We start from the raw sequence: 26,219 nt of genomic DNA, 5'->3' as shown, positions 1-26,219 counted from the left end.
CCGGCCAGGGCCGGCGCGCGCTCGGCGATGAAGCGCAGCCAATGCTCCGGCGCGTCCGGGAACCTCTCGGCCAGGGCCGCCAGCACCCGATCCTCGGCGGCGCGGCGCCGCCGGGCCGGGCCGATCCGGCCCAGGATCAGCGCGGCGATCCGCAGCGCCCGTCGGGCGGCGTCGGCCAGGACCGTGAGGGGGCGCAGGACCGGCATCACCTCACCGCCGCTCCAGCGTGTCGTAGGCGAGCTCCATCTCCTCGATCGCCACGGTGCGGCCCATCGCGTCGAGCGGCGCGCCGCGCCAGGCGCACGGCCAGGCGTTGGTCAGGTCCCAGCGCATGCCCTCGGCGGTACCGCTGCTGTCGAGCATGACCACCGAGGCCTGCAGCCGCGAGACGGTCCCGCGCGCCGAGGCCATCATCCAGTTCCACAGGTCGAGCGAGGATGTCAGCCCGTAGCACAGGGTCAGGTTGGCGTAGGTGAGCTGCCCGGTCATGGCGCGCACCACCTGGCCGGCGCCCGACTCGCGATAGCGGATCGGCTCGACCTGGACCGCCAGCCCGCGGCATTCGGTGAAGCGGGCCTCCGTGATCCCCTGGATCCGGAGCAGGAAGTTGTAGTTGCGGTAGGGGTCGGTCAGCGCCCCGATGCGGGGCTGCCCCTTGGTCTGGTCGTCAGGCATGAATCAGCTCCGAAAAGAGTTGCGGTCAGGCCGCGTCCACCGTGGTTCCGGCCTGGCTCTGGCCGATGCGGAAGACGACGAATTCGGCCGGCTTCGAGGGCGCCACGCCGATCAGCGTCACCACCTGCCCGGCGTCGACGACCTCGGGCGGGTTGGTCTCCTCGTCGCATTTGACGAAGAATGCCTCCTCGGGCGACGCGCCGGTCAGCGCGCCCTGGCGGTACAGCAGCATCAGGAAGCGGCTGACATCGCGCTCGATGTCCTTCCACAGCGGGCGGTCGTTCGGCTCGAACACCACCCAGCGGGTGGCTTCGGCAATCGACTCCTCGATCATGCAGAACAGCCGGCGGACATTGACGTAGCACCAGTTGCTGGAGCTCTCCGCCACCGTCCGGGCGCCCCAGACCCGCACCCCTTCGCGGGTGAAGAAGCGGATGCAGTTGACGCCGGCGGGGTTGAGCACGTCCTGCTCGGCCCGCGACAGGGTCTGGGTGACGCCGACGGCGCCGCGGACGGCGAGGTTGGCCGGGGCCTTGTGCACGCCGCGCTCGGCATCGGTGCGGGCCCACAGGCCGGCCATGTAGCCGGACGGGGCGGCCGGCACGATCTTCGCCGGGTCGAGGGCGTCGCGGACGCGCAGCCAGGGGAAATAGAAGGCGCCGTAGCCGCTATCCGACAGGCGCGGCCGCTGGCCGGCCCGCTTGTCGCGCGCGGCGGCCGCCGGCTTCTTGCCGCCACTGCCACCCTCGCCCGTATCCGCAGCGGCGGGAGGCGGCGGCGACGCCCCGACCTCGGCGACGCGGGTCAGGACCTCGACATCCTCCACCTCGGCCGGGCCGTCCAGGATGGCCACCCGATCCTTGGCCAGCTCGGCCGCGTCGAGCAGCGCCCCGTGCGAGACCGGGTCGTTGCGGCCGGGGGCGGCGATGATCGCGATCTCGTCGATCGGCGCCAGCAGGTCCAGCCCCTGCCCTTTTCCGGCGATGGGGTCGTCCTTCTTGACGTTGACGACGTAGCAACGCGAGCCGCCGTTGAGGAAGAAGCCGAACACGGCGTTGGCGAGATCGGTGCTGGCGTCGCCGTCGCGGCAGAATTCGCGCTGGAACTGGGACCAGTTGTTGATCGCGACCGCCTCGTTCGGGCGGGCTCCCGGATTGGGCGCGGTGCCGACGAAGCCGGCGGTCGAGGTGCCGACCGCCAGGATCGGGCGTGCGCCGGAGTCGATCTCCTCGACATAGACACCGGGACTGAGATACGGCATGTCAGACCTCCAAAGGCAGTCGGATGATGACGGGACGGCCCGGCCGCGCCTCGGCTCGCGCCGTCACGCCCCGAGCCTCGATTTCGAGTTCGATCGCATCGCCGCCCGCCGGCATCCCGGGCAGGCGGAACCGGCCCCGGGAGTCGGTGCGCGTGGTGCGGCGGAAGCCCGGGGCCGAGACCTTGGCCGCGGCCAGCGGCACGTCCTCCGGCCCCCGGACCTCGCCCTCGACGGCGTCGATGCCGGTCGCCCGGACGACGACGGGAAAGCGCACCGGCGGGGCGCGCTCAACGGTGCGTTGCCGCGACAGGGGCAGTTGCAGGATGAAGCCGGGGGCGGCGGGAAGGCCGAGTGTCCGCAGCAGGCCGAAGGCGGACAGGTCCGTCCGGACCGTACAGTCCGGCAGGTCGAGCGCGGCGAACAGCAGCTCGGCGGCGGCGTGCTGCTCGGCGAAGGCGTCGGCGGCGCGGACCGAGACGAGATAGTCCAGCGCCACGACCGCAGGGGGGTTGGCGACACGTTGCGACGGGCGCGGCTCGAGGCCGAGCAGCCGCACATCGATGCCCTCGCCGACCGTCGTGTCGGACAGGGTGCGGGAGGCGATCGCCGTGTCGGGAAGAACGGACCCGATCCACGCGACGAACCCTCGGGTCACATCATCGGCAGAATCCGGCATTCAAATCTCGAATAAAATCAGATGTCGAAAGCAGTTTCTGAAAACAGAGTCCTCAACGTTTCCAATTCAACGAACGGATAATTGTGCTATCGGCCGGGATAGATAACCATTGTCGCCGATAGTGTTGGGAAGATCATCCGCAATTCATGAAATCTGCCCTGCTCTTTTCAGGGCCGAAGCCACCACGAGGTGTCTTTGCAATCTCGCCACACACCCCGTTGCAATTCACGTCTTTTAAATATACACTCCAATGATCGCATTAAATGCGACCTCTGTGGCAAAATTGCGGCGAAAAACTCAATATCAAGGTCGTTGATCTTCTTGGAAATTACCACGGACGACATACAGCATCAAGAGCCACGCTGAACGCCCTTCGGTTATCCATTAAAGTCGTGGTGCGCGAGTTTAGAAGCCGGAATAGTTTCAGGCAATTTTACATAATTTGTTTTCTGGATATAAGACAATGGATGCATTGGCAAATGTCGCCAACCGGGCCGCGGAATGGTCGGCCAGCGCGGACCGGCTGAAATCTGGTCTGGTGACGGCGCGGTGGAGCGTGTTCGCTCTGCTCGTCATCGGGGTCGTGACCACCTCGACCGCCGGCCAGCTGGCCGATGCCGACACCGAGCGCTCGGCCGCCGTCATCGGTGCCGTCGCACTCGCGCTCTCGGCGTTCCTGGCCGCCCGCCTGCAGTCGACCCAGCGGATGACCGCCTGGATCCGCGCCCGCGCCGCGTCCGAGGCGCTGAAGCGCCAGGCCTTCGTCTTCGCGGCCGGGGCCGCCCCCTATGACGACCCCGCCACCGCCGAGGCGCTGCTGAACCAGGAGCGGGACCGGATCGAACGGGATGCCGACGATCTCCTGATGCATCTCAAGCCCACCCGGCGGCCGGGCTCGGCCCCGCGGACCATGATCTCGCAGGCCGAATACCGGCAGCAGCGGATCCAGGCCCAGGCCAAGGACTTCTACCGGCCGAGGGCGCAGCGCTACGGCAGGATCGCCGATCGCCTGCGCTTGGCCGAATTCGTGCTCGCCCTTGCCGCGGCGCTGGTCGCCGCGATCTGCGGCGCCCTCCAGGTCGGCATCGTGATCGGCGACTTCCGCTACGAGCCGATCATGCTGACGCCGCTCCTGACCACGGTCACCTCGGCCATCCTGGCCCATATCGAGGCATCCCGTTACCAGTTCCTGACCATCACCTACCGGGCGGCGGCGCGGCGGCTGGAGAGCGAGGACGCGCTGACGCCGCCGCAGCGCGTGGCCTCGCCCGCCGAGTGGTCCGCCTTCGTCACCCGCTGCGAGGACATCATCGCCTGCGAGAACATGTCCTGGACGGCGAAATGGACCGATACCTGGGACTGGCAGCAGCCCTCGTATAACCAGCCCTCGTACAACCCGAGCTGGCAGCCCTCGCCCTCCCCTGCGTCGGTGATCCCGGCCGCCGCGGATTCGGACGCGATCGCCGCCAGAAAGCTCGAATAGACGCCTCGTAATCGAATGTCTTCGTATCGTGGCAACAGTCGATCTCTTGACAGTAAGATTAGAATTGTAGTTTAATATCCTGTTGTCTATGCATAAGATTTGATGATTCGTATCTTATTGGCGATTTTAAGGCAGGATTCATTGAGGGGACGCTGATGAGTGGCCCGAAGACCGTATTTTTGAGCTATGTCGCCGACACCAGGGCTTTTGTCGATGCCTTCTGCGAGCAGCTTTTCGACGTCAGCGGCCGCCTGCGCCGCGTCGACTGGCTGATCGACAACGTCACCCCGGGCAAGGACATCACCGCCGACATCGCGGCGCGGATCGCCGCCGCCGATGTGGTCATCTCGTTCATCTGCGAGAAGTACTGCCGCCGCATGGGGGCGGACGAGCTGCGGATGGCGGTCCGGCAGCGCAGCCAGAGCACCGGCCGGCCGGTCATCGTGCCGATCACCCTCGGCATCGACGGCCGCGACTGGTGGCGGGCGTTCAAGAACGACGCGCCGGAGGAGACGGCGCTGCGCAACATCGCCGACAAGCCGTTCTTCAGGCCCGGCACCAACAGCTGGGTCCTGCCGGATGTCGACGGCATCCATGCGATCCACGACCTGCGCGACTGGCTGAGCCAGGTGGACTCACCGGCGACGCAGAACTCGGCCACGTAAGGGCGTGGACGCGGATTCTGGAACCGGATTCATGTGAGGGGCGCGCCGATGAGCGAGCCGAAGAAAGTCTTGCTGAGCTACGTCGCAGACACGGAGACGTTCGTCGACGCGTTCTGCGCGCCGCTGTTCGACGATGGCGGACGCCTGCGCCGCATCGAAGCCCGGATCGACGACATCCCGCCGGGCATGGACATCATCGCCGAGGTTTCGGAGCGGGTCGCGTCCGCCGATGTGATCGTCTCGTTCATCTGCGAGAACTATGGCCGCCACCCGGCGGCGCATGATCTGCGGATCGCGGCCCAGCGGCGCGGCCGCAACTGCGGCGGCTGGCCGATCGTCGTGCCGATCATCCTCGGCCTCGACGGCCGCAGCTGGTGGGAGAAGTTCCAGCAGGAGATGCCGGAAGCCGCGGCGCTGCGCAACATCGCCGACAGGCCGTTCTTCAAGCCCGGCACCAACAGCTGGGTCCTGCCCGATCCCGAGGACATCCATGTGATCCATGACCTGCGGGACTGGCTCTGCGACCTGCTTGCGCCGCCACCGCCGTCATTGCCCTCCCCATCGCCGCAGTCCCTGCCCGCCCCGCTGCCGGATGCGGTGGCGCGGATCGTGCTCCTCGGTCACCCGACGCGCAGCCTGCCGGAGGGCGTCGGCAAGGCCGCGGCCCAGGTCGCCGAGGCGCTGGCTGCTGCGGGGGTGCCGGTGCAGCCCTGGCCGGATGGCTGGGAGGGCACGGGCGCCCCGGCCGGGGACGCGGCGGCGGAGAAGCGGACAGTGTTCCTGCAGCCGTTGGCGGCGGCCGACGCCGCGGCCAGCGCCAGGACCCCGTCACGCACCGAGAACTATCTGGTCAATGCCCTTGGTGAAGCCGCCCGACCGCGCATCGAGGCCTCGCCCGTCGTGCTCTGGCTGCCCGATGGCGAGCCGCAGGAGGAGTTCGTGCGCAGCGCCGGGCAGCCGGGAGAGGCCAATCCGGTCTTCCGCATCGACACCGCGCCGGCGCTGGCGGAATGGCTGTGCCATCGCTTCGGCTTCGGGCGGCGCGGGCAGATCATGGCCTGCGAGGAGATCGAGATCCGGCCGGTCGATGCCCGCCGCCAGATCGTCGAGGAACTCGACGAGATGATCTATGGCGTGCCGCCGCCGGAGGACCGGCTGTCGGTGTGGTTCACCGCGAGCCAGTTCGAGCACTATTTCCGCAGCGTCGCCGACAAGCGGCCGATCCTGATGGCCCACGACCTGAAGATGCCGATCCCGGCGATGCAGGGAAACGCCAATCCGGTGCATCAGCTGATCGGCAAGTTCCGCACCTTGCAGGCCAAGGCCGACCAGATCCTGCAGGAGCTGAAGCTGACCTCCGACGACGTGTTCTGGATCGCCTGCATCACGGCGGAACAGACCGTGGTTCCGCCCTCGGTCCGGCTGCCCAACCCGTCGGTCGACCGCTGGCACATGCTGCGGGTCGAGCGGCGCAACGCCGATTTCGCGGTCGAGCAGAACAGCCGGAAATCGGTCAGCGAGGGGCTGCAATCCTGGATGGGCCATTGAGGCCGACAGCCATGGATGACGGTCTCCCTCCATCACGGTTCCTCGGCCCGGCCCGGCTGCTGCAGCGGTGGCGGGAGCTGCGCGACGGCATCGGGCTCGATGTCCGGGATCCCGAGCGGGGCCGGGAGATCGGCCTGACCCCGCCCCGGCCCTATCCGGGGCTGCGCAGCTTCGCCCCCGACGACACCGGCCTGTTCTTCGCCCGCGAGCGGCAGATCGACGGCCTGATCGAGCGCCTGTCCCGGGCCAACATCATGGTGGTGCTGGGCGGCTCCGGCTGCGGCAAGTCCTCGCTGGTCCGCGCCGGGCTGATCCCGAGGCTGTTCGCCGGCGATGCGGTGCCGGGACGTCCGGGGCGCTGGTATGTGCTGGAGCTGCGCCCGGGCGAGGATCCCAACGCGGCGCTGCTGGCGGCGATTGCCGACCAGCTGGTGGCGCCGATCCTCCGCATCACCGATGCCGCCGACCCGCCGGACGGGCCGACCTTCGGGCAGCGTGCCCTGGCGCAGGCCTTCGGCATCGAGCCCACCGGCGGCAGCGACGCCCTGCGCGAGAGGCTTCTGCACAAGATCGCGGAAGAGCTGTTTCCCGCCCGCGGCAGCCGGGACCTGCGGTCGCTCTGGCTCAATGTCTCGGCCCTGTTCACGCTGGCCGGCGAGGCGCTGGACCGGCTGGACCAGGCGCTGTCGCGCGGCCTGCGCGCCGGCGCCCCCAACCTGCTGATCCTGGTCGACCAGTTCGAGGAGGTGTTCCGCCCCGAGGTGACCCGGGAAGGCCGGGGCAACCTGCGTCGGCTGGTGGAGGCGACCTTCGAGGCCCGCCCGTCCTGCCTGTTCCTGGCGCTGACCCTGCGCAGCGAGGAGCTGCACCGCTGCGCCGAGGGGGGCCTCGCCGGCATCATCACCGACACCGCCTATCTGCTCGGCCCGATCGACGACGATGTCGAGCGGCGGGAGATGATCGTCTCGCCCGCCCGCGCGGTCATCCAGGACTGGCTCGGGGGCCCGGACGGTGCCCGGGAAGGCCGGGACACGGCCCCCTTCGAGCCGGAGGTGGTCGACCTCCTGCTGCAGGAGGTCCGGCACCTGCTGGACTCCCTCACCCACGCCTCGGACCATCTGCCGCTGCTGCAGCACGGGCTGCTGCAGATCTGGGACAGCGCCGCGGAGCGCTGGCAGCGCGGGCCGGCCGAGGACGGCGCGCCCGGCTTCCGCATTCTCCGCCGCGATGTCGAAGCCGCCATGCGCAGCGATCTGTCGACGCCCGGCTGGCTCGTCCGCTGCCTGAACCAGCACGCCGACGCCATCCATGCGGCGGCCGCGGCGGCGGCGGCGCAGCAGCTGCCGGCGGCCGAGACGCCGGAGACCCGGGAGGCTCGCGCCAAGCTGGTGCTGCGGACGATCTTCTGCGCCATGGCGCGCAAGGACGATCGCGGCAACTGGGCCCGGCGCTTCGTCACCGCCCGGCGCGCGGCCGCCCTGCTCGACGGATCCGAGGCCGGCGACGCGACCGCGGCGATGGAGGCGGTGCTGAAGACTTTCCAGGCCGCGGGGTACCTGAATGTCGGCAGGACGGGAGACGAGCCGATCTACGACGTGTCCCATGAGGCCTTGATCCGCAACTGGGCGCGCTATTCCGACTGGCTGCACGAGGCCGATCAGATCGGCGAGGCGCTCGAGGAGGTGGTCGGCAATGTCGGGACCGCCCCGGCTCCAAGCGCCCGGCCCGGCCTCCTGCGCTGGATCCCGGGCTGGGTGATCAGGGGCCGGAACTGGGTGATGGAAACGGTCGAGAAGCAGGCGGCGGCCGCGATTCCGGATCGGTTCAAGGAGGGCATCGCGAAAGTCCTGGGCCCCGCCCCCCGCATCAGCCGTCCCCTGGCCGCCGCGCTTCTGGCCGATCGCGCGGAACGGAAATCATCGCCGATGGACGGCGCGACCCGGCGGCCCGAAGGGCGCAATGCGCTCGAGCAGCGCATGCTGCAGGGCATCGCCGCCGTCGAGACACCCTTCGCTCTCGCCTCCCGCTACGCCGGGCGCCGGGTATCGCGGCTGCTCTATTTCGTCAGCCTGCTGGCCGGCTTCACGCTGCTGTTCATGGGCGGTTTGGTCATGGTGGGGGTCGATTGGTTCGCCCTCACGCAGGCAAATTCGGAGCTCGAAACCGCGAACCGGAAGCTCGAAACCGCAAATCTGGAGCTCGAAACCGCGAACACGGCTCTGTACATGAACGCGGTGGCGGCCGCTGTCCGGTACCGTGAGGCCGGTCCCGATCAGGAATCCCCCGAATTCAGGGCCTTCGAGCTGCAGAAGGCCTTCGGCCAGATCGGCAAGCTGGATCCCGCTGCGCTGGGCCGCAGCCAGGACGAGCTCTACCTCGCCGTCGGATCCTGGGAACAGGCCGCGCGCGCCCTCACCGGTGCCGTCGCCATCCGGGTGCTGCCCGATGTGCCGGCGACGCCGCGCTCCTCCTGCAGCCTGGTCCTGGCGAACGGTGAGCGCGACCGTCCGGCCTCGTCCCCGATCACACGGGATGGCTCGCGGCCGCTCGGCGTCGGCTTCCGCCACGTCCCCGACGCCCGAAAGATCTTCTGGCGGCCGTTCTTCGGCCAGATCAGCAGGCCGCCCACCCGCGGGGTGGCGCGCGAGATGCCGCAGAAGGGCGAGATCGAAAGCCAGCCCTATGCGGACACGATCTTCTGCCTGAGCGCGGATGCGGAGCTGCTGATGGCATGGCCGCGCGAGCGACTGCCCCAGTTTCACGCGCTCGAATGGCACTGCGTCGGGCCCCGGGGCGGGAGCAGCCCCGGGGACTGCGCCGCCTGGGGCGCGACCGTGTCGCCGCTGCCGGCCCGCCTCGCCAGCGCCGATGTGAAAGCCGGCGGTGACGTCCGGGACCGGTTCCAGTCGGCCTGGCTGGCGGTGGCGCTCCGCGGCAACGCCGCTTCGTCGGGCGAAGCCATCGCCGACTATGCCGGGCCCGACGGCTCCGGCACGCTGCGCCGCGGCTTCTCCTTCGGCAGCGCGGCCGATCGCGTGGTCGCCGATCTCAGCCCGGGCATGCTGCGGCCGGTCCTCTCGGCCGATCCCGATCCGCAGCGCGGGCAGGAGGCCTGCGACGTAACCAAGGGGCCGGACGGGTGCATCGACGAGATCGCCATGAGCAAGACCATCGTGACGGTGCATCGCTGGGAAATCCTGCCCGCCGACGCGGCGGCCGGCGTGGCCAGAGGCTGCACCGCCTCTGCCGAACCCACCTCGTTCGATCCGTGCCGGGTGTATGTCGACGTGCGCCGCCAGGTCATTCCCGGCACCGCCTCCCCGATCATCCGCATCGCCGGCCTGAGCTTCTGGAGCGGCGGCCCGATCCGGAGGATCGCGGCCACCGACACGACACTGGAATTCCAGGATGCGTACGGCGTGTGGCGGACCGTCGTCGTCGACCTGGACGCGCAGCATGAGCACGTGCGGATCCTCGCCCCCGCGGTCACGCCGCGGCTGGAGGATCTCTCGGACCCCTGCCGGGCCATCAGATGCACGGAGTGACGAAGATGAGGCCAAGACCCATGGCATACCGGAACCGACTGTTCTCGCGCGGCGCCGCGGTGATCGCGTCGCTGCTGCTGTCGTCGCTGCCGGCCGAGGCGGCGCATCCGCCGGCCGGCCGGGCCATCGACCGCCTGCCTGAGATCCGGGCGGCCGTCGCCAAGACCCGCGACGCGGCCGATCCCACGGCGGATCCCGGCGATCGCCGGGGCGGCACCCGCCTGGCGCAAGGGAACTGGTGGAACCAGTGGGGCAACCTGTGGCGGAATTTCTGATCGGCGTTCCTCAGCCGGACGACCTGCGCGGCCGGACGCGGCTGCTGGTCCTGCAGGGCACGCCGTTCTGCAACATCGCCTGCGGCTACTGCTACCTGCCGGACCGCGGCAACCGCGCCCGGATGGCGCCGGAGACGGTGCATGCCGCCCTCCGCTGGCTGGAGACCAGCGGCCTCGCCGCGCCGGAGCTGGCGGTGGTCTGGCATGCCGGCGAGCCGCTGACGCTGCCGGTCGACTGGTATCGCGACGCCTTCGCCGCCGCCGCGTCGGCACGGCCGGCCGGCCCCGTCCTCAGGCACTGCATCCAGACCAACGGGACGCTGGTCGACGACCGCTGGTGCGCGCTGTTCCGCGAGCACGGGGTGCAGATCGGCGTCAGCCTCGACGGCCCCGCCCGGCTGCACGACGCGCAGCGCCGGACCCGGGCGGGGCGCGGCACGCATGATGCGGTTATGCGCGGCGTCGCGGCGCTGCAGCGGCACGGTATCCCGTTTCACGCGATCTGCGTCGTCGGCGACGCGGCGCTCGACGCGCCCGAGGAACTGGTGGAGTTCTTCGCCGCCCACGACATCCGCGAGATCGGCTTCAATGTCGAGGAGGTCGAGGGCGTCCACGCCCGCTCCTCCCTGTCCCGCGACCGCGCCGGATGCTTCCGCGGCTTCTTCGAGCGGGCCTGGCGCCGGGCGGCGGCCCTCGGCGTCGACATCCGCGAGGTCCGCACCATCCTCGCCGGGCTGCAGGAGCCGCCTGCCGGAGCCTGGCCCGGCAACGACCAGAACATGCCGTTCGACATCGTCACTGTCAGCCATGACGGCCGCATCCACACCTTCTCGCCGGAGCTGGCCGGCCTCGAGCATCCGCGGATCGGCTCGCTCGCCCTCGGCAACGTCCTGACCTCGACGCTGCAGGAGGTGCTGGACGGGCCGGTGTTCCGGCAGGCCTGGGCGGAGATCGCCGCCGGCGTGGCCGCCTGCGCCCGGGATTGCTCATATTTCCCGCTGTGCCGCGGCGGCGCGCCGTCGAACAAGCTCGGCGAGCTCGGCAGCTTCGCCGGCACCGAGACCATGGCCTGCCGCCTCGGGCACCAGGAGATCGCCGAGACCGTCCTGCAGCAGATCCTGCAGGACATCGAGCAAGAGCCGGCGCTCCCGATCTCCACCGCGTCTCATAATGTGGACAAGATTTCCGGTTATCTCTGATCGAGGATTAGGTTTCCTTCATTTTCATAGTCGATTTGATTTTTTGCATTTGAGATGGAGATTTGATCATGATTCCGGTCGATCGCGACATCTTGGTTGCCATTGCGCCGCGGGTGTCGGGGCGCAAGGCGGAGGCCCAGGCCAACATCATCAATTCGATCGGCGACAGCCTGGCCAGCGTCCTCGAACACTATGAGATCAATACGAGATCGCGGGTCGCCCATTTCCTCGCCCAGGTGGCGCATGAATCCGACGGCTTCTGCACCACCGAGGAATATGCCTCGGGCGCCGCCTATGAGGGACGGCGCGACCTCGGCAACACCCAGCCGGGCGACGGGCGCCGCTTCAAGGGCCGCGGGCTGATCCAGCTCACCGGCCGGGCCAACTACCACACCCTCGGCGGCAAGCTCGGGGTCGACCTGGAGAACAATCCCGAGATGGCGGCGGAGCCCAAGCTGTCGCTGCGCGTCGCCTGCGAGTACTGGAAGGGCCGCAAGCTCAACCAGGCCGCCGACGGCGACGATCTGATCGATGCCACGCGCCGGGTGAATGGCGGCCAGAACGGGCTCGACGCCCGGCGCGCCTATCTGGTCAAGGCCAAGGCCGCTCTGGCCCGGCTGGAGGCGGGGGGCGTCGCCCGCGACCCCTCCGCCGACCACCCCGTGCTGCGCCGCGGCTCGCGCGGGCCGGAGGTGGCGGAGCTGCAGACCCGCCTGCGGGCGTCCGGCCTGCCGGTCGGGGTCGACGGCGATTTCGGCCCGGCGACGGAGCTGGCGGTGATGCGCTTCCAGGCCGACAAGCGCCTGACCGCGGACGGCATCGTCGGCCCGGCCACCTGGGCCGCGCTGCTCAAGGGGAAGTGACGGGGTCGCCCGGCTACCGGTCGCCGGCGATTTCGGCGATCACGGCGGCGAGTTCGCCCTGGGTGTAGGGCTTGGGCAGCAGCCGGGCCTCCGGGACGCCGAGCCGGGCGCAATCCTCCGGCCCGGCCTGGCCGCTGGTGTAGATCACCCGGATGCCGGGATGGATCGCGCGCACCGCCCGGGCGACGGTCCAGCCGTCCGGGCCGGGCGGCATGTGGATGTCGGTGAACAGGATCTGCAGCTCCTGTGCGGTCCTGGCTGCGGCGATCGCCGCCTCGCCGTTGCTCACGGACAACGGCTCCAGGCCGAGGCCCTGGGCCGCGTCCTCCGCCATCATCCGCACGAAGGGCTCGTCTTCCACGATCAGGATCGCGGCCATGCTGTCGCTCTCGACCGGCGCCGACTGGCATGCCACCAGTTGCACCTCCAACGTGCGGCATCGCGATCGGGTTCCGCGGATGCGACCAAGGTCTTGCACGCCACCGTCACCCGGCCAGGCGATCCAGCGGCATGGTCATCAGGATGGTCAGGCCCTCGGCATCCCAGCGGCGATCGATCTGCCCCTGCAACTGGCCTTGGACGGTGCCGTCGACCAGCCAGGTGCCGAAGCCGTCGCCATTGGCGGTCCCGTCGGCCGGCGGCCCGCCCCGCTCCGCCCAGCTCAGCGACAGCACCGACTCCTCGACCGTCCAGACGACGGCGATGCGGCCTGACGCCGTGGACAGGGCGCCGTATTTGGCGGCGTTGGTCGCCAGCTCGTGCAGCAGCAGCGCCAGGCTGGTCACCGCATGCCCGCCGACGATGACCTCCGGCCCGGCGATGGTGACGCGGCCGTCGATCTGTTCCTCGAAGGGCGAGACGATGGTGCGCGCCAGAGCCTCGAGCGTGGTCGGCGTCACCGCCTGCTCGCGCCTCAGGTCCGGCAGAGTCAGGTCATGGGCGCGGGCCAGGGCGCCGAGCCGGTTGCGCACCTGCTCCGCCAGCTCGTCCGGCGTCCGCGCGGTGCGGGTGCTCAGGGTGATGACGGCGCCGGCCAGGGCAAACAGGTTCTTGACCCGGTGGCTCATCTCCCGCAGCAGCAGGGTCTGGCGCTCCTGGGCCCGTTTCCGCTCGGTGATGTCGCGGGCGATCTTCGAGGCGCCGACGATCTCGCCCGTCCGGTTCCGGACCGGGGAGATCATCAGCGAGATCTCGACCAAGCTGCCGTCCTTGCGGCGGCGGATGGTCTCGAAAGGCTCGACCCACTCGCCCCGGCGGATGCGGGCCAGGATCTCCGGCTCCTCGTCCAGCCGGTCCGCCGGAATCACGATCGTGATCGGCTGGCCGATCGCCTCCTCGGCGGTGTAGCCGAACAGGCGCTCGGCCCCACGGTTCCAATTCGTGATGATGCCGTTGAGGTCCTTGGCGACGATCGCATCCTCGGAGGATTCCACGATCGCGGCCAGCCGCTGCGCCGCCTGCTCGCCGACGATGCGCTCCGCGGCTCCGGCCAGCGCCGACTGCTCGGCGCGGTGCCGGTCCGAGATGTCGACCAGCATGTTCACAGCGCCGGTCAGCCGCCCCTCCGCATCGAACAGCGGCGTCGGATAGGCGATGAAGGGAACTCGCGTGCCGTCGGGCCGCTCGGCCACCGCCTCCATGCCCAGGATCGGCTTCCCTTGCTTCAGCGCCAGGGCCATCGGGCACTGGTCGTGCGGCAGCGGCGTGCCGTCCGGCCAGTACAGCTTCCACGAGCCGCAGAACTCGCTCTTGCCCAGCTCCGGCCGGCAGCCCCACAGCTCGGCCGCAGCCTCGTTGTAGAAGGTGATGCGCCCGTCGGCGTCGGTGGTATAGATCGCCGCCGGCAGCGCCTGCAGAATATCCTGCGCTGCGCGTTCTCCAGGCAGGATGGTCGGCAACGTCGGTCCCGGGGTCGCGGGCGACGCAGCCTGGGGATTGCCGCTCATTCAGTGCCCTCTGAAACCGGTCTGCCCCACGCCAAAGCCGATGGGGATCGAGGGCCGCCGAGCCAGCCGGCCACGCTTCGCCAAATCTAGCGCAGCGTGACGCAGGCCTCAACATGGGAACGAAGCAAAAGCGCTGGTCTCCGACGATCAAACGCCGACCGGATTAACATATGATACTTTCCAGGTCTGTATTCCTGTGCGCGAATTCCGATCGATCGCAAAACGAGAACACGGCCTGCGGAACCCTTGACCCATCCATGCGTTGATCAATCCGTCGACGCTCCAACTCGCAGGGCTGACCCATGCCTGTCCGGGTGGCCGCTCCCCCCGCATCTTCCGGATCTCCAGCGCCGGCGGACATCGTCCGGCCGAGCCGTCGCGACGCGCATGCCGCGGCGCGGCCGCAGCTCGATCTTCTCGTCCCGGCAGCCCGGTCGCGGCTGGTCGGCGCGGATCAGCTTCGCCTGGCGAAGGGAGAGCGGACCGATTGGGGCGACCGCGATTGCCTCCACCTCCTCCGCTCCGGCTGGATGGCCCAGTTCCGCACCCTGACCGATGGCCGGCGGCACGTCCTGCGCTTCCTCATGCCCGGCGACATGGTCGGGGCGACCTCGCAATTCTCCGGATCGACGCCCGCGCCCGCCGTCGCCCTGACCGATGCCCGGGTGGCGACGGTCCCGGTCGCGGAGCTGATCGACCCCGCCTCGGCCGCGGCCCTGCGCCAGTTCTGCGTCGTGCTGGCGATGGAGACCGTGCAGGCGCATGAGACCCTGCTGTCGCTGGGGGCCCTCAACGCCGAGGAGCGCGTGGCCGCCCTTCTCCTGGGGCTGTTCGAGCGGGCCTGGGCCCGGGATCTCGTCAGCGACCGAGGCCTGCGGCTGCCGCTGACCCAGCAGGACATCGCCGACGCGCTCGGGATCTCGCCGGTCCACACCAACCGGATGGTGATGAAGCTGCAGCGCACCGGGTTGATCCGCCTCAAGGCCGAATGGCTGCAGATCCTCGACGGGCCGGGTCTCGAGGCGCTGGCGCAATGGACGCGGCCGATGGCCTGGACCAAGGGCTCCGATCACGCCTCGGGGCGGCCGTCGCCGAAGCCGCCGCTGCAGCGCACTGTCCGGCGCATCCTGGTGGTGGAGGACGATCAGCTCCTGGCGCTGCAGATGCAGGCCATCCTCCGCTCGCTCGGCTTCGAAGTGCTGGGCCCGGCCGGTTCGCTCGAGACCGGCCTGCGCCTGGCCGAAGCCGGCGACGTCGACGCCGCCGTCCTCGACGTCCGGCTCGACCAGGGCCGGCGGGTCTTCCCGGTGGCGCAGACGCTGCAGCGCCGCAGCATCCCCTTCTCCTTCATGACCGGCTACAGCGATCCGGAGCTCGACCGCTTCCAGGCGCCGGTCCTCCGCAAGCCGGTCGAGACCGGCAGCGTCGCCGCCGTGATCAAGCAGCTCATCCACTGATCGCGCAGCGGGCCGTCCGGAACCGGCCGGCGTGACCGGCCGTTCCCGATGCAGGCACCCACCATCGCGGAGGCACGATCATGCCGGCGAAATCGAAGGCGCAGCAGAAGGCCGCCGGCGCGGCCCTGGCCGCCAAGCGCGGCGAACAGAAGGTCGGCGAGCTCAAGGGCGCGTCGAAATCGATGTACAAGTCGATGAGCGAGAAGCAACTCGACGAGTTGGCCTCGACCAGGCGCAAGGGCAAGCCTGAGCACGCGTCGAAGTCATAGTCTGGATGGGCGCGCGGCACGGAACGGCCTGCTTTACACCAGCCGCCCGATCGCGCCGGCCTGCTCGGAATTGTCCAGCAGCTCCATCAGCTCCGATGGGGTGAGGTCCAGCCCCTCCTCGTCCAGCAGCGCCACCGCCAACGTGCAGGCCATGGCGCTCTTCTCGTTGTCGGACAGCGGCTCGTGCTTGTGCATCATCAGTTGCCGCAGCCAGATCGCGAATTCGATCGGCGTCATCCGCCCGTCCCGCACCTGGCCGAGCAGAGTCAGCGTCAGATGGGCGGCACTTTCGAACTCGATCGCGGCGAAAGAATCGATCGGAGGTTTCATGGCGGCGTGCCGCGTCGTTGACGATCCTGCCATCGGCCAATGGTCACGTCTGGTTTCCAATGCATCATTCGACTCCGCCAGACTAGTCCTGCCGGCTGCGGATGGCCACCCGGTATCAATCAAATTCTGAAGTTAAAAACCGCACTCGAAATCCCATGGCTGGCTGCGTTTCCTTTGCCCTCAACATCCGGTATTGCAGATCTTGGGACCAGGCCGAGAGGAATACGGAACGAAGCGAGGCTGATATTGCGCAGCGGGCGGATCGGCTCTAATCCGAGCTGGCGGGCTGCAGCCCCTGCGGCGGCGCCGCCGCCTGCCCGGGTTTGACTGCGCCGCCGGCCGGAGGCTTGGCGGCCAGCATCCGCCGGCCGCGCCGGCGCCAGCTGATGGCGTGCCGCACCGAGGGCGGCGGCGGCCCCTGATGCAGCCGCCCGACCCGGTCGATGAGCTCGCGCTCGGCGACGGTCAGCCGGGCCAGCAGCCGCAGATGCTCGTACCAGCTGTCGACGAAATAGACCTCACTCCATTTCAGCCGGTCGGCGGCGTCGCGGAACAGCGACCAGCGGCTGGCACCGTTGCGCAGCCGCACCTCGCGCAGCCGCACCGTGCATCGGACGAAGTCGCGCTCCTGCTCCGGCCCGATGCGGTATTCGACCACCACCATCACCGCGTCGCGGCGCGGGTCGATCTGCAGGGCCGGCAACTCCAGCTTGCGCGCCGGCGCGGCGCGCAGATCGACCAGGGCGATGTCCGGGATCTTCAGCCGCAGCGCCCACAGCGCACCGATCACGAGCGCGGCGCCGCTGGCCGCCAGCGTGGCGGCGACGCCGGCGCTCCCCGCCATGGCGCCCCAGGCGACCGAGCCGAGCGCCAACCCGCCATAGAGTGCCATCTGGTAGATCGCCATGGCCCGGGCCTTGACCCAGTCCGGCACCAGCAGCTGCACCGCGGTGTTGTAGGTCGACACCACGGCGATCCAGGCCATGCCGCCGACGAACAGCACCGGCACCAGCACGGCGGTGATGTGGACGGTGCCCAGCACCAGCAGCACCGCCGCGAAGACGAAGGCCGAGCTCGAGATCAGCCAGCTGGTGCCCAGCCATTCCCGCGCCGGGTGAACCAGGAAGGCGCCGCAGACGGCGCCAATGCCGAGCGCGCCGAGCAGCACGCCGTAGCCGATCGCGTCCTGGCCGAGCTGGTCGAGCGCCAGCAGCGGCAACAGCGCCCAGACCGAGCTGGCGCAGAAGCCGAAAATGAAGGACCGCGTCGCCACCCGCCGGGGCACCCGCGAGTGCCGGGCGAAGCGCAGCCCGGCGGTGACGGCCCCGCGCAGCGTCTCCGGCGGCAGGGCCGAGCGCGCCGGCCGCCAGCCCCACGACCAGATCGCCGCCAGCAGCCCGGTGAAGCTGGCGGTGGCGATCAGGAACACCCAGGGCGCGCCGAGCCAGGCCAACAGGAAGCCGCCGATCGCCGGCCCCAGCGCGCGGGCGACATTGTAGTTGATCGAGTTCAGCAGAACCGCGCTGGCCACCGCCGGCTTCGGCACCATGTCGCCGACCGCCGCCTGCCAGGCCGGTCCCTCCAGCGCATAGCCGATCGCGATCAGGAAGGTCAGCCCGATCAGCCCGACCGGCTCCAGCAGGCCGAGGAAGCCGAGCAGGGTGAGGCCCAGGCCGCCCAGGACGCAGCAGGCCTCCCCCGCCAGGATCATCTTGCGGCGGTCATAGATGTCGGCCAGCGCCCCGGTCGGCAGCGACAGCAGCACCAGCGGCACCGCCGTCGCCACCTGGATCAGGGCGATCAGGAACGGGCTGGCCGCGGTGACGGTCAGCTCCCAGGCGGCGGCGACCGACTGGGCCCAGTCGCCGAGATTGGCGAACAGGCCGGTGAACCAGACCAAGCGGAACACCGGATGGGACAGCGCCTCGACGAAGGGCAGCAACAGGCCGGACGGCGCCGGCTCGGCGGCGCGCTCAACCCGCAGATCGTCCTTGGCGCCGACGGCTTGCTGCATCTGGCTCCGCTGTCCGAGGTCTCCGCAACTCTAGGCATGCCGGGCTTGTCTGCGCAAAGCCCGCGATGGGAGACGTCACCCACCGCATTCGGTTTTTGAAAGATCAAAATGCATTTGGCCTTGCGACGCCCGATGACCGTCCTAAGATGCTCCGGCCGGCCGGTGGAGCCGGCGCAGGGGAGGCCGAAGAATGCGCGATCGTCCGGGTCATGGCGTCAAGCTGTCCTACTATGATTTCGGCCAGACGCCGTTCTTCGCGCTGCAGGCCGACCAGCGCGTCTCCTACTGCCTCTACGTCCCGCGGGACTATCAGGAGGACGGTGACAAGACCTACAGCCTGGCGGTGCTGATGCACGGCACCGGCCGCACCGTCACCGCCTATCGCGACGGCTTCATGGACTTCGCCGACGCCAATGACTGCATCCTGCTGGCGCCGCTGTTCCCGGCCGGGCTGATCAAGCCGGGCGAGCTGTCGAACTACAAGCGCCTGGCCTTCCACGACATGCGCTTCGACCTGCTGCTGCTGGCCATGGTCGACGAGGTGGCGGCGAAGTACCGTGTCCGCGCCGATCGCTTCCTGATGTTCGGCTTCTCCGGCGGCGGCCATTTCGTCCACCGTTTCCTCTACGTCCATCCGGAGCGGGTGCTGGGCGTCTCGATCGGCGCGCCGGGCTCGGTCACGCTGCTCGACTGGAACTACGACTGGTGGGTCGGCCTGCGCGACTTCGGGGCGCGCTTCGGTCGGCCGGTCGACCTCGCGGCGATGCGCCTTGTGGCGGTGCAGATGGTGGTCGGCGGCGACGACACCGAGACCTGGGAGATCGTCACCAAGCCGACCGATCCGGGCTGGATGGACGGCGCCGACCTGGCCGGCGGCAACCGGCAGGAACGGCTGCGGTCGCTGCGCGACAGCTTCGAACGGCACGGCATCGCGGTGCGCCATGACATCGTCCCCGGCATCGCCCATGAGGGCACGCGCGTGCTGCAGCCGGTAAAGGCGTTCTTCGCCGAGACGCTGGCGAAGCGCCGGGCCGAGGCGGCGTGACCGCCATGAAGCGCCTCGCTTTTGCCGTGCTGCTGCTCGCCGCCGCGCCCGCGGCCGCCGCAGAGCCGCAGCCGACGCCGCTGCTGTCGATCGCACTCAACGCCGACATCCGCAGCAGCAATCCGGGCGTGCAGCGCGACTTCAACTCCGACGTCGTGCTGCAGCATGTGACCGAGGGGCTGGTCGCGCTGCGCGAGGACCAGACCCCGGCGCCGATGCTGGCCGACAGCATCGAGGTCTCGCCCGACGGCACCGCCTACACGTTCCGTCTGCGCGACGGCATCACCTTCCATGACGGCCGGCCGCTGACCTCGGCCGAGGTGGCGTGGAGCTGGAAGCGCTATCTCGACCCGACGACCCAGTGGCAGTGCCTCGACCGCTTCGACGGCCGCGGCGGCCCGAAGGTGCTGGCGGTGGAGACGCCGGATCCGCGCACCGTGGTGTTCAGGATCGACCGGCGCAGCGCGCTGTTCCTGGTCAACATGGCGACGATCCAGTGCGGCGCGGTGGTGCTCAGCCCGTCCTCGCTCGGGCCGGACGGCGCCTGGGTCAAGCCGGTCGGCACCGGGCCCTATATCTTCGCCGACTGGCAGAAGAACCGTTATCTCGAGCTGACGCGCTTCCCCGGCTACAAGCCCCTGCCCGGTGACCGCGAAGGCGCCGCCGGCGGCAAGCAGGCGCTGGCCGAGACGCTGCGTTTTGTCGTCATACCCGACCGCTCGGTGATGAACGCCGCCCTCCTCTCCGGCCAGGTCGACATCGTCCCCGATGTCGGCGCGACCGAGATCGACGCGATGAAGGCGGCCGGGGCGCAGGTGACGGTGACGCCGACCCTGTCCTGGGCGGTGCTGCTGCTGCAGACCCGAGACCCGCTGCTGTCCGACGTCCGGGTGCGCCAGGCGCTGGCCCGGGCGATCGACGGCGGGCAGGTGGCAGAGGCGGCGAGTTTCGGCCTCGCCGCCCCGAACCCGTCGGCCATCGCCGTCGCCAGCGCCTATCACCACGGCGATGCGGCCTGGCCGGCCTTCGACCCGGCCGAGGCCACCAGGCTGCTGCAGGAGGCGGGGCATGCCGGCGCCTCGATCCGGATCCAGACCAACAACCGCCCGACCGGCCAGTACGAGGCGGCGCTGATGATCCAGGGGCTGCTGACCGGCGCCGGCATCGACGCCCAGATCGACACGCTGGACTGGGCGACGCAGCTGCAGAACTACCGCGAGGGCAAGTTCCAGGCCTCGGTCTTCACCTTCTCCGGCCGGCCCGACCCGGCGCTGGCCTTCGATTCGATCATCGGCAGCAAGGACGAGGACCCGACCAACCAGTGGGAGGACCCGCAGGCGATCGCCTGGCTGGCCGAGGCCAAGACATTGGAGGACAAGGCCGGGCGGCAGGCGATCTTCGACCGGCTGCACGCCCGCATGGCCGAGCAGCTGCCGGTGATCGGCCTGTTCAACCCGGTGCAGGTGACGGCGGTCGGGCCCAAGGTCCGCGGCTATGCCGATTGGGCCCCGGGCAACGCCCGCCTCTGGGGCGTGTGGAAGGAGCCGTAGCCGATCAGGGATGCGGGTCGGGGAAGCCGTGGCGCCGTGACAGGGCGGCGAGGATGCGGTCCTTGCCGGCGATGAAGCGGACCCCGCCATGGCTCTCGGCGTCGGCATCGGCCGGGCCGCCCTCGCCCAGCACCAGCAGCGGCACGGACTGGTTCCGCTCCCCGACCAGCGCCACCACGGCCTGGCGCGGCCGCGGCCAGGCGATCCGCTCGACCTCCAGCCGCGCCGCCAGGTCCAGGAAGGAGGCGAGCACGCCCTCCATCAGGGCGCAGTGCCAGCAGTAGAAGACCTGGCCGGGATAGGCCGGGTCGGTGAAGCCCGGGCGCAGCAGGAACAGGCGGTCACGGGTCACGGTGTTCTCCTCAGGTCCCGGAATTGCCCCGGATCACGCTGCGCAGGGTGAAGGCGGACTGGATGCGCGACACGCCGGGCATGCGCGACAGCTGCTCCTTGTGGATGCGCTCGTAATCGGCGGTGTCGCGGGCGACCACGCGCAGCAGATAGTCCGACATCCCGGTCATCAGGTAGCACTGGTCGACCTCGGGGCACTTCCGCACCGCCGCCTCGAAGCGGGCGAGGTACTCCTCGGTCTGGCGCTCCAGCGTGATCTGGACGATGGCGATGGTCGGGTTGGCGACGTCCGGCTCGTCGATCAGCGCGGTGTAGCCGCGGATGATGCCGGCATGCTCCAGCAACTGCCGCCGGCGCAGGCAGGCCGAGGGCGACAGCCCGACCGCCTCGGCCAGATCGGCGTTGCTGATGCGCCCGTCGGCGCGCAGGTGCTGGATGATCTTGCGGTCGATGGCGTCGAGCGAGGTCATTGGTGGTTTCTGCGAAAACCGGTGAATTTGCTGCGAACACCAGACCATCCGGCCGCAGAAGGATCAACGGAAATCAAGGATCGCCGAACGCCTGTGGCCGTATTCTGAGGCCGTTGGATCCCCTGCGGTTCGGCCCCGATGACCACCACCCTCCCCGACGCCTCCGGCGCCACCCTGATCGTCGATCTGGCCGCGATCCGCGAGAATTATCGTGCGCTGCGCCGCCGCCTCGGCGGCACCGCCTGCGCCGCGGTGCTCAAGGCCGACGCCTACGGGCTGGGCGCCGACCGGGTCGGCCCGGCCCTGGCCGCGGAAGGCTGCCGCCACTTCTTCGTCGCCCATCTCGAGGAGGGCATCGCCCTGCGGCCGCATGTGCCGGAGGCGGCGGAGGTGTTCGTGCTGCACGGGCTGATGCCCGGCTGCGAGGACATCGCCCTGGCCCACCGCCTGACCCCGGTGCTGAACGGCCTGGAGCAGGTCGAGGGCTGGACCGCCCTGGCGCGCCGCCGCGGGCGGGCGCTGCCGGCGGTGCTGCAGCTCGACACCGGCATGTCGCGCATGGGCCTGTCGCCGGCCGAGCTGGACCGGATCGCGGCCGAGCCGCGGCGGCTGGACGGCCTCGACCTCCGCCTGGTGATGAGCCACCTGGCCAGCGCCGAGCGGCAGGACAACCCGGCCAACGGCACCCAGCGCCTGCGCTTCGACGTCGCCCGCCGCCGCCTGCCGCAGGCCTCGGCATCGCTGGCCAACTCCTCCGGCATCTTCCTCGGCCCCGATTTCCACTACGACCTGGCCCGGCCCGGCGCCGCGCTGTACGGGCTGGCCCCGGTCGCCGGCGGACCGAACCCGCTGCGTCCGGTGGTGCGGCTGCAGGCCCGGGTGGTGCAGCTGCGCACCATCGCCGCCGGCGACGAGGTCGGCTACGGCCTGACCTGGCGCGCCAAGGGCCCGACCCGCATCGCCACCGTGGCAGTCGGCTATGCCGACGGTTTTCCGCGCAGCACCGGCACGGCGCATCTCGGCGACGTCGCGCTGCCGGTCGCCGGCACCGTGTCGATGGACTCGATCACGCTGGATGTTTCGGCCTTGCCGGAGGGCGCGTTGCGCCCCGGCGCCATGGTCGACCTGATCGGGCCGCACCGCAGCGTCGACGCCGTCGCCGCCGAGGCCGGCACCATCGGCTACGAGATTCTCACCCGCCTCGGCCGCCGCTTCCGCCGCGACTATCGCGACGCCCAGCCGTCACCTGCCCCCACACCTGCTTTGGTTCTCGAAGGAGTTCCGTCGTGAAGGTCATCGTCCTCGGCGCCGGCGTCATCGGCGTGTCCACCGCCTTCTACCTCGCCCGCGCCGGCCATGAGGTGACGGTGGTCGACCGGCAGGAGGGGCCGGCGAACGAGACCAGCTTCGCCAATGCCGGCCAGGTCTCGCCGGGCTATTCCGCGCCCTGGGCGGCGCCGGGCGTGCCGCTGAAGGCGATCAAGTGGATGCTGATGGAGCACAGCCCCTTCGTGCTGCGCCCGCAGCTGGACCCGCGGCAGTGGCTGTGGCTGGCGCAGATGCTGCGCAACTGCACCGCCGGCCGCTACGCCGTGAACAAGGAGCGGATGGTCCGCCTGGCCGAGTACAGCCGCGACTGCCTGCGCCAGCTGCGCGCCGACACCGGCATCGCCTATGACGACAAGGCCCAGGGCACGCTGCAGCTGTTCCGCACCGAGAAGCAGGTCGACGCCGCGGCCAAGGACATCGCCGTGCTGCAGGAGGCCGGGGTGCCCTACGAGGTGCTGGACCCGGCCGGCTGCGCCGCCGCCGAGCCCGCTTTGGCCGGGGTGACGGACAAGCTGGCCGGCGGCCTGCGCCTGCCGGGCGACGAGACCGGCGACTGCTTCAAGTTCACCAACAACCTCGCCAGGCTGGCCGAAGGCCTGGGAGTCAGCTTCCGCTGGGGCGCCCGGATCGCCGGCCTCGTGGCCGATGGCGGCCGGATCGGCGGCGTGGCGCTGGAGGATGGCGAGACCCTGCGCGCCGACGGCTATGTGCTGGCGCTCGGCAGCTATTCTCCCTTGCTGCTGAAGCCGCTGGGCATCGAGATCCCGGTCTATCCGGTCAAGGGCTACTCGATCACCGTGCCGGTCACCGCGGCCGCGGGCGCGCCGGTCTCGACCGTGATGGACGAGACCTACAAGGTGGCGATCACCCGGCTGGGCGACCGCATCCGCGTCGGCGGCACCGCCGAGCTGGCGGGATACAGCCGCCGCTTGTGGGACGCTCGGCGGCGGACGCTGGAGCATTCGGTCACCGACCTGTTCCCGCAGGGCGGCGACGTCTCGCGCGCCAGCTTCTGGACCGGCATGCGGCCGATGACGCCGGACGGCACGCCGGTGGTCGGCCGCACGCCCTACGGCAACCTGTTCCTGAACACCGGCCACGGCACGCTGGGCTGGACCATGGCCTGCGGCTCCGGCCGGGTGATGTCGGACATCGTCTCCGGCCGCCGCGCCGAGATCGACCTGGAAGGGCTGGCGATGGACCGCTACCGCTGGGCCGACCTGACCGGCGTCCGCGGCCCGAGGGACGGGCGGCCGGCCGGCGCGCCGATCCCGCAGGCAGGGTAAGCCGTCCGCCGCCGCGGTCAGAGCACGAAATCGGCCGCGACCAGGGCGACCGTCCCCGTGAGTTGGATGTGGAAGTCGGAGGCGCCGTCGCCATTGACGTCCCCGGCGATGGTGGTGACGCCGCCGACCGCGGAGTACCGCAGTTGCCCGGCGACGCCGGTATAGAGGCCGGCGCCGATGAAGCTGAAGGCCTGGTCGCCGGCGACGGTCGTGTTGGCGTCGATCCCCAGAAGGTCGATCCTGTCCACCTGCGCATGGCTGAAATCGGTGATCCGGTCCGCCCCGGCCCCGACCGGACTCTGCGCCGCAAAGCCGTAGACGAAGCGGTCGCCGCCGGCCCCTCCGGTCAGCGTGTCCTTGCTGCCCGCGCCGGTGAGCACATCGTTGCCGCCCCAGCCCTGCAGCACATTGGCGCCGGTGTCCCCGACCAGGCTGTCATTGCCCTGGCTGCCGGAGAGGTTCTCGATCAAGTACAAGCTGTCGCCCGTGGCATCGCCGTTGCTGCCGAAGCCGGTGGCCAGGCTGACCACGACCCCGACCGAGCCGGTGTAGTAGCTGGCGGTGTCATTGCCGTTGCCGCCGTTGAGGCTGTCCCCGCTGGCGCCGCCGCGCAGCACGTCATCGCCGTCATCCCCGGAGAGATAGTCGTTTGCGTCGTCCCCCGACAGGCTGTCGTCGCCGTTGTTGCCGTACAACGAATCAGCGCCGCCGCCGCCATAGATCAGGTCGTCGCCGTCATTGCCGATGATGCTGTTGTTGCCGGCAGTTCCGGTCAGCCAATCGTCGTGCGCGCTGCCGTAGGCACCCTCGAAATTCGAGATGGAGTCGCCTTGCGCATCGCCGCCGCTCGCGGTTCCCACCGCCAGATTCACCGTCACCCCGGCGGTGGAGGAATAATGGGTCAGGACGTCGTAGCCGGCGCCGCCGCCGATCGTATCGGCGCCGGCACCGCCTTCGATGTAGTCATCGCCTTCGCCACCGTAGAGAGTGTCGATGCCGACGCCGCCATAGAGATTGTCGCGACCGCTGTTGCCATAGAGGATGTCGTTCCCGTCCTCGCCCGACAGGGAATCGCCGCCGTTATCCCCGGTGATGATGTCATTGCCGAGGCCGCCATATCCGTTGTCGCGACCGCTGCCGCCGTGGAACGTGTCGTGCCCGGCATTGCCGGAAAAGCTGTCGTCGCCGTCTCCTCCGTTCACGGCGTCGTTGCCGGTGCCGAGATAGAAGGCCAGCTTCTCGAAATTGGTGAACTGCACGCCGTTCGACGTGGTCGTGGTTCCACCCGGCGTCGGGTTGGGCGTGACGCTGAACGCCACCGAAGCGGTCCAGTAGTAGAACTGCAGGGTGTCCTGTCCGGCGCCGCCGTTGAGGATGTCGGCACCGCCATAGGTATAGACAAAATCGTCGCCGTCCCCGCCATTGATGGTGTCTATCGAGCCGGGCAGTGAATCGCCGTCGGAGAGCGTGTCGTCCCCTCCGCCGCCCGTGATCTGGTCGCTGGATGTTGTCCCGTAGAGATTATCGTCGCCCGCAGTCCCCGGAATAATGGCCATCGCCTCGATCCCCCTTGGGATGGGTTGGGAAAAGAATCTGCATTTTTTTGATTTCAGAAAGTAATTTCGCGATAAATTATGGCTTAATTCGGGAATGAACTACTGCCGCTTCCCCCGCAGCGCCCGGACCTGGTCCTGCAGGCAGCGGACCAGGGCCTTCAGCGCCGGATCGGCGATCGGCTCGGGCACCTCGAGCGTGCGGCTGCGGCCGTCCTGCTCGACCGTCAGCGTGAAGCAGCGGGCGTCGGGCATCGACAGGCTTTCCGGCGCTGCCGGGCGGTCGAGGACATGGGCATCGCGCACCAGAGCCTCGATCCGGGCGGCCTCCGCCGGCGGCAGGGCCGCGAGGTCCAGCACCACCGGCTCGGCCAGCCCCGGCGCGTAGAACAGGCCCGGGCTCGACATCGCGAAGGTGATCCGCATCGT

25 protein-coding genes are annotated in these 26,219 nt (G+C 69.8%); 13 read left to right on the top strand and 12 right to left on the bottom strand.

Annotated features, from left to right (window positions below):
- The 4 genes from ACTOWL_RS08760 to ACTOWL_RS08745 all read right to left on the bottom strand — a co-directional run.
- The coding region (locus ACTOWL_RS08760; RefSeq protein WP_441320826.1) for a hypothetical protein at nucleotides 1–206 on the bottom strand (206 nt) is incomplete at its 3' end.
- A 4-nt stretch (nucleotides 207–210) separates the two neighbouring features.
- Complete coding sequence (locus tag ACTOWL_RS08755) at nucleotides 211–675, bottom strand: phage tail protein (protein ID WP_441320825.1); 465 nt, start codon at nucleotides 673–675, stop codon at nucleotides 211–213.
- Between the two features lie 25 nt (nucleotides 676–700).
- Nucleotides 701–1,936, bottom strand: coding sequence for a phage tail sheath family protein (locus ACTOWL_RS08750; RefSeq protein ID WP_441320824.1), 1,236 nt, complete (start codon nucleotides 1,934–1,936; stop codon nucleotides 701–703).
- Nucleotide 1,937: 1 nt separating this feature from the next.
- On the bottom strand, nucleotides 1,938–2,612 hold the full coding sequence (locus ACTOWL_RS08745; RefSeq protein ID WP_441320823.1) for a carboxypeptidase-like regulatory domain-containing protein: 675 nt from the start codon (nucleotides 2,610–2,612) through the stop codon (nucleotides 1,938–1,940).
- Between the two features lie 463 nt (nucleotides 2,613–3,075).
- Here ACTOWL_RS08745 and ACTOWL_RS08740 point away from each other — a divergent pair, with 463 nt between their 5' ends.
- From ACTOWL_RS08740 to ACTOWL_RS08710, 7 genes are all read left to right on the top strand, one after another.
- The gene (locus ACTOWL_RS08740) at nucleotides 3,076–4,095 is read left to right on the top strand and encodes a DUF4231 domain-containing protein (RefSeq protein ID WP_441320822.1); all 1,020 of its coding nucleotides are present in this window, start codon (nucleotides 3,076–3,078) and stop codon (nucleotides 4,093–4,095) included.
- Nucleotides 4,096–4,250: 155 nt separating this feature from the next.
- Nucleotides 4,251–4,760, top strand: a complete 510-nt coding sequence (locus tag ACTOWL_RS08735) for a TIR domain-containing protein (protein ID WP_441320821.1) — start codon at nucleotides 4,251–4,253, stop codon at nucleotides 4,758–4,760.
- A 48-nt stretch (nucleotides 4,761–4,808) separates the two neighbouring features.
- On the top strand, nucleotides 4,809–6,308 hold the full coding sequence (locus ACTOWL_RS08730; RefSeq protein WP_441320820.1) for a hypothetical protein: 1,500 nt from the start codon (nucleotides 4,809–4,811) through the stop codon (nucleotides 6,306–6,308).
- Nucleotides 6,309–6,319: 11 nt separating this feature from the next.
- Nucleotides 6,320–9,853, top strand: a complete 3,534-nt coding sequence (locus tag ACTOWL_RS08725) for an nSTAND1 domain-containing NTPase (protein ID WP_441320819.1) — start codon at nucleotides 6,320–6,322, stop codon at nucleotides 9,851–9,853.
- 20 nt (nucleotides 9,854–9,873) lie between these two features.
- Entirely contained in the window at nucleotides 9,874–10,128 is a 255-nt protein-coding gene (locus ACTOWL_RS08720) for a hypothetical protein (RefSeq protein WP_441320818.1), read from the top strand.
- Complete coding sequence (gene grrM / locus ACTOWL_RS08715; protein WP_441320817.1) at nucleotides 10,113–11,327, top strand: cyclophane-forming radical SAM/SPASM peptide maturase GrrM/OscB; 1,215 nt, start codon at nucleotides 10,113–10,115, stop codon at nucleotides 11,325–11,327. Before ACTOWL_RS08720 ends, grrM begins: the two co-directional genes overlap by 16 nt.
- A gap of 68 nt (nucleotides 11,328–11,395) precedes the next feature.
- Nucleotides 11,396–12,190: a peptidoglycan-binding protein gene (locus ACTOWL_RS08710; protein ID WP_441320816.1), complete on the top strand. Its 795-nt coding sequence runs from the start codon at nucleotides 11,396–11,398 to the stop codon at nucleotides 12,188–12,190.
- A gap of 13 nt (nucleotides 12,191–12,203) precedes the next feature.
- Here ACTOWL_RS08710 and ACTOWL_RS08705 read toward each other — a convergent pair whose 3' ends face one another.
- Nucleotides 12,204–12,605 carry a response regulator gene (locus ACTOWL_RS08705; protein WP_441320815.1) on the bottom strand — a complete coding sequence of 134 codons (402 nt, stop codon included), beginning with the start codon at nucleotides 12,603–12,605 and terminating at the stop codon, nucleotides 12,204–12,206.
- Between the two features lie 70 nt (nucleotides 12,606–12,675).
- Nucleotides 12,676–14,136: a PAS domain S-box protein gene (locus ACTOWL_RS08700; protein WP_441320814.1), complete on the bottom strand. Its 1,461-nt coding sequence runs from the start codon at nucleotides 14,134–14,136 to the stop codon at nucleotides 12,676–12,678.
- Between the two features lie 302 nt (nucleotides 14,137–14,438).
- Here ACTOWL_RS08700 and ACTOWL_RS08695 point away from each other — a divergent pair, with 302 nt between their 5' ends.
- Nucleotides 14,439–15,593, top strand: coding sequence for a helix-turn-helix domain-containing protein (locus tag ACTOWL_RS08695; protein WP_441320813.1), 1,155 nt, complete (start codon nucleotides 14,439–14,441; stop codon nucleotides 15,591–15,593).
- A gap of 80 nt (nucleotides 15,594–15,673) precedes the next feature.
- Nucleotides 15,674–15,862, top strand: a complete 189-nt coding sequence (locus ACTOWL_RS08690; RefSeq protein ID WP_441320812.1) for a DUF3008 family protein — start codon at nucleotides 15,674–15,676, stop codon at nucleotides 15,860–15,862.
- 33 nt (nucleotides 15,863–15,895) lie between these two features.
- Here ACTOWL_RS08690 and ACTOWL_RS08685 read toward each other — a convergent pair whose 3' ends face one another.
- Entirely contained in the window at nucleotides 15,896–16,192 is a 297-nt protein-coding gene (locus ACTOWL_RS08685) for a hypothetical protein (RefSeq protein ID WP_441320811.1), read from the bottom strand.
- A gap of 268 nt (nucleotides 16,193–16,460) precedes the next feature.
- Nucleotides 16,461–18,206, bottom strand: coding sequence for an MFS transporter (locus tag ACTOWL_RS08680; RefSeq protein ID WP_441320810.1), 1,746 nt, complete (start codon nucleotides 18,204–18,206; stop codon nucleotides 16,461–16,463).
- A 190-nt stretch (nucleotides 18,207–18,396) separates the two neighbouring features.
- On the opposite strand from ACTOWL_RS08680, the gene ACTOWL_RS08675 reads away from it, so the two are divergent.
- Nucleotides 18,397–19,251: a hypothetical protein gene (locus ACTOWL_RS08675; RefSeq protein WP_441320809.1), complete on the top strand. Its 855-nt coding sequence runs from the start codon at nucleotides 18,397–18,399 to the stop codon at nucleotides 19,249–19,251.
- A gap of 5 nt (nucleotides 19,252–19,256) precedes the next feature.
- Entirely contained in the window at nucleotides 19,257–20,801 is a 1,545-nt protein-coding gene (locus ACTOWL_RS08670) for an ABC transporter substrate-binding protein (RefSeq protein ID WP_441320827.1), read from the top strand.
- Nucleotides 20,802–20,805: 4 nt separating this feature from the next.
- On the opposite strand, the gene ACTOWL_RS08665 is transcribed toward ACTOWL_RS08670, so the two are convergent.
- The gene (locus ACTOWL_RS08665; protein ID WP_441320808.1) at nucleotides 20,806–21,153 is read right to left on the bottom strand and encodes a DUF3088 domain-containing protein; all 348 of its coding nucleotides are present in this window, start codon (nucleotides 21,151–21,153) and stop codon (nucleotides 20,806–20,808) included.
- 10 nt (nucleotides 21,154–21,163) lie between these two features.
- Nucleotides 21,164–21,622, bottom strand: a complete 459-nt coding sequence (locus ACTOWL_RS08660; protein WP_441320807.1) for an Lrp/AsnC family transcriptional regulator — start codon at nucleotides 21,620–21,622, stop codon at nucleotides 21,164–21,166.
- 138 nt (nucleotides 21,623–21,760) lie between these two features.
- Between ACTOWL_RS08660 and alr the strand changes: the two genes are divergently transcribed.
- Nucleotides 21,761–22,912: an alanine racemase gene (alr, locus tag ACTOWL_RS08655; protein WP_441320806.1), complete on the top strand. Its 1,152-nt coding sequence runs from the start codon at nucleotides 21,761–21,763 to the stop codon at nucleotides 22,910–22,912.
- Nucleotides 22,909–24,237, top strand: a complete 1,329-nt coding sequence (locus ACTOWL_RS08650; RefSeq protein WP_441320805.1) for a D-amino acid dehydrogenase — start codon at nucleotides 22,909–22,911, stop codon at nucleotides 24,235–24,237. The genes alr and ACTOWL_RS08650 overlap by 4 nt, the downstream gene beginning before the upstream one ends.
- Before the next feature lie 17 nt (nucleotides 24,238–24,254).
- On the opposite strand, the gene ACTOWL_RS08645 is transcribed toward ACTOWL_RS08650, so the two are convergent.
- Nucleotides 24,255–25,793, bottom strand: coding sequence for a calcium-binding protein (locus tag ACTOWL_RS08645; protein ID WP_441320804.1), 1,539 nt, complete (start codon nucleotides 25,791–25,793; stop codon nucleotides 24,255–24,257).
- A 99-nt stretch (nucleotides 25,794–25,892) separates the two neighbouring features.
- The gene (locus ACTOWL_RS08640) at nucleotides 25,893–26,216 is read right to left on the bottom strand and encodes a protealysin inhibitor emfourin (protein ID WP_441320803.1); all 324 of its coding nucleotides are present in this window, start codon (nucleotides 26,214–26,216) and stop codon (nucleotides 25,893–25,895) included.
- Nucleotides 26,217–26,219 lie beyond the last annotated feature (3 nt).

This window comes from Inquilinus sp. CA228 (assembly GCF_052078665.1).
Taxonomy (GTDB): domain Bacteria; phylum Pseudomonadota; class Alphaproteobacteria; order DSM-16000; family Inquilinaceae; genus Inquilinus.
The sequence above is the reverse complement of the archived record's forward strand: the minus strand, read 5'-3'. Positions and strand labels throughout refer to the sequence as shown.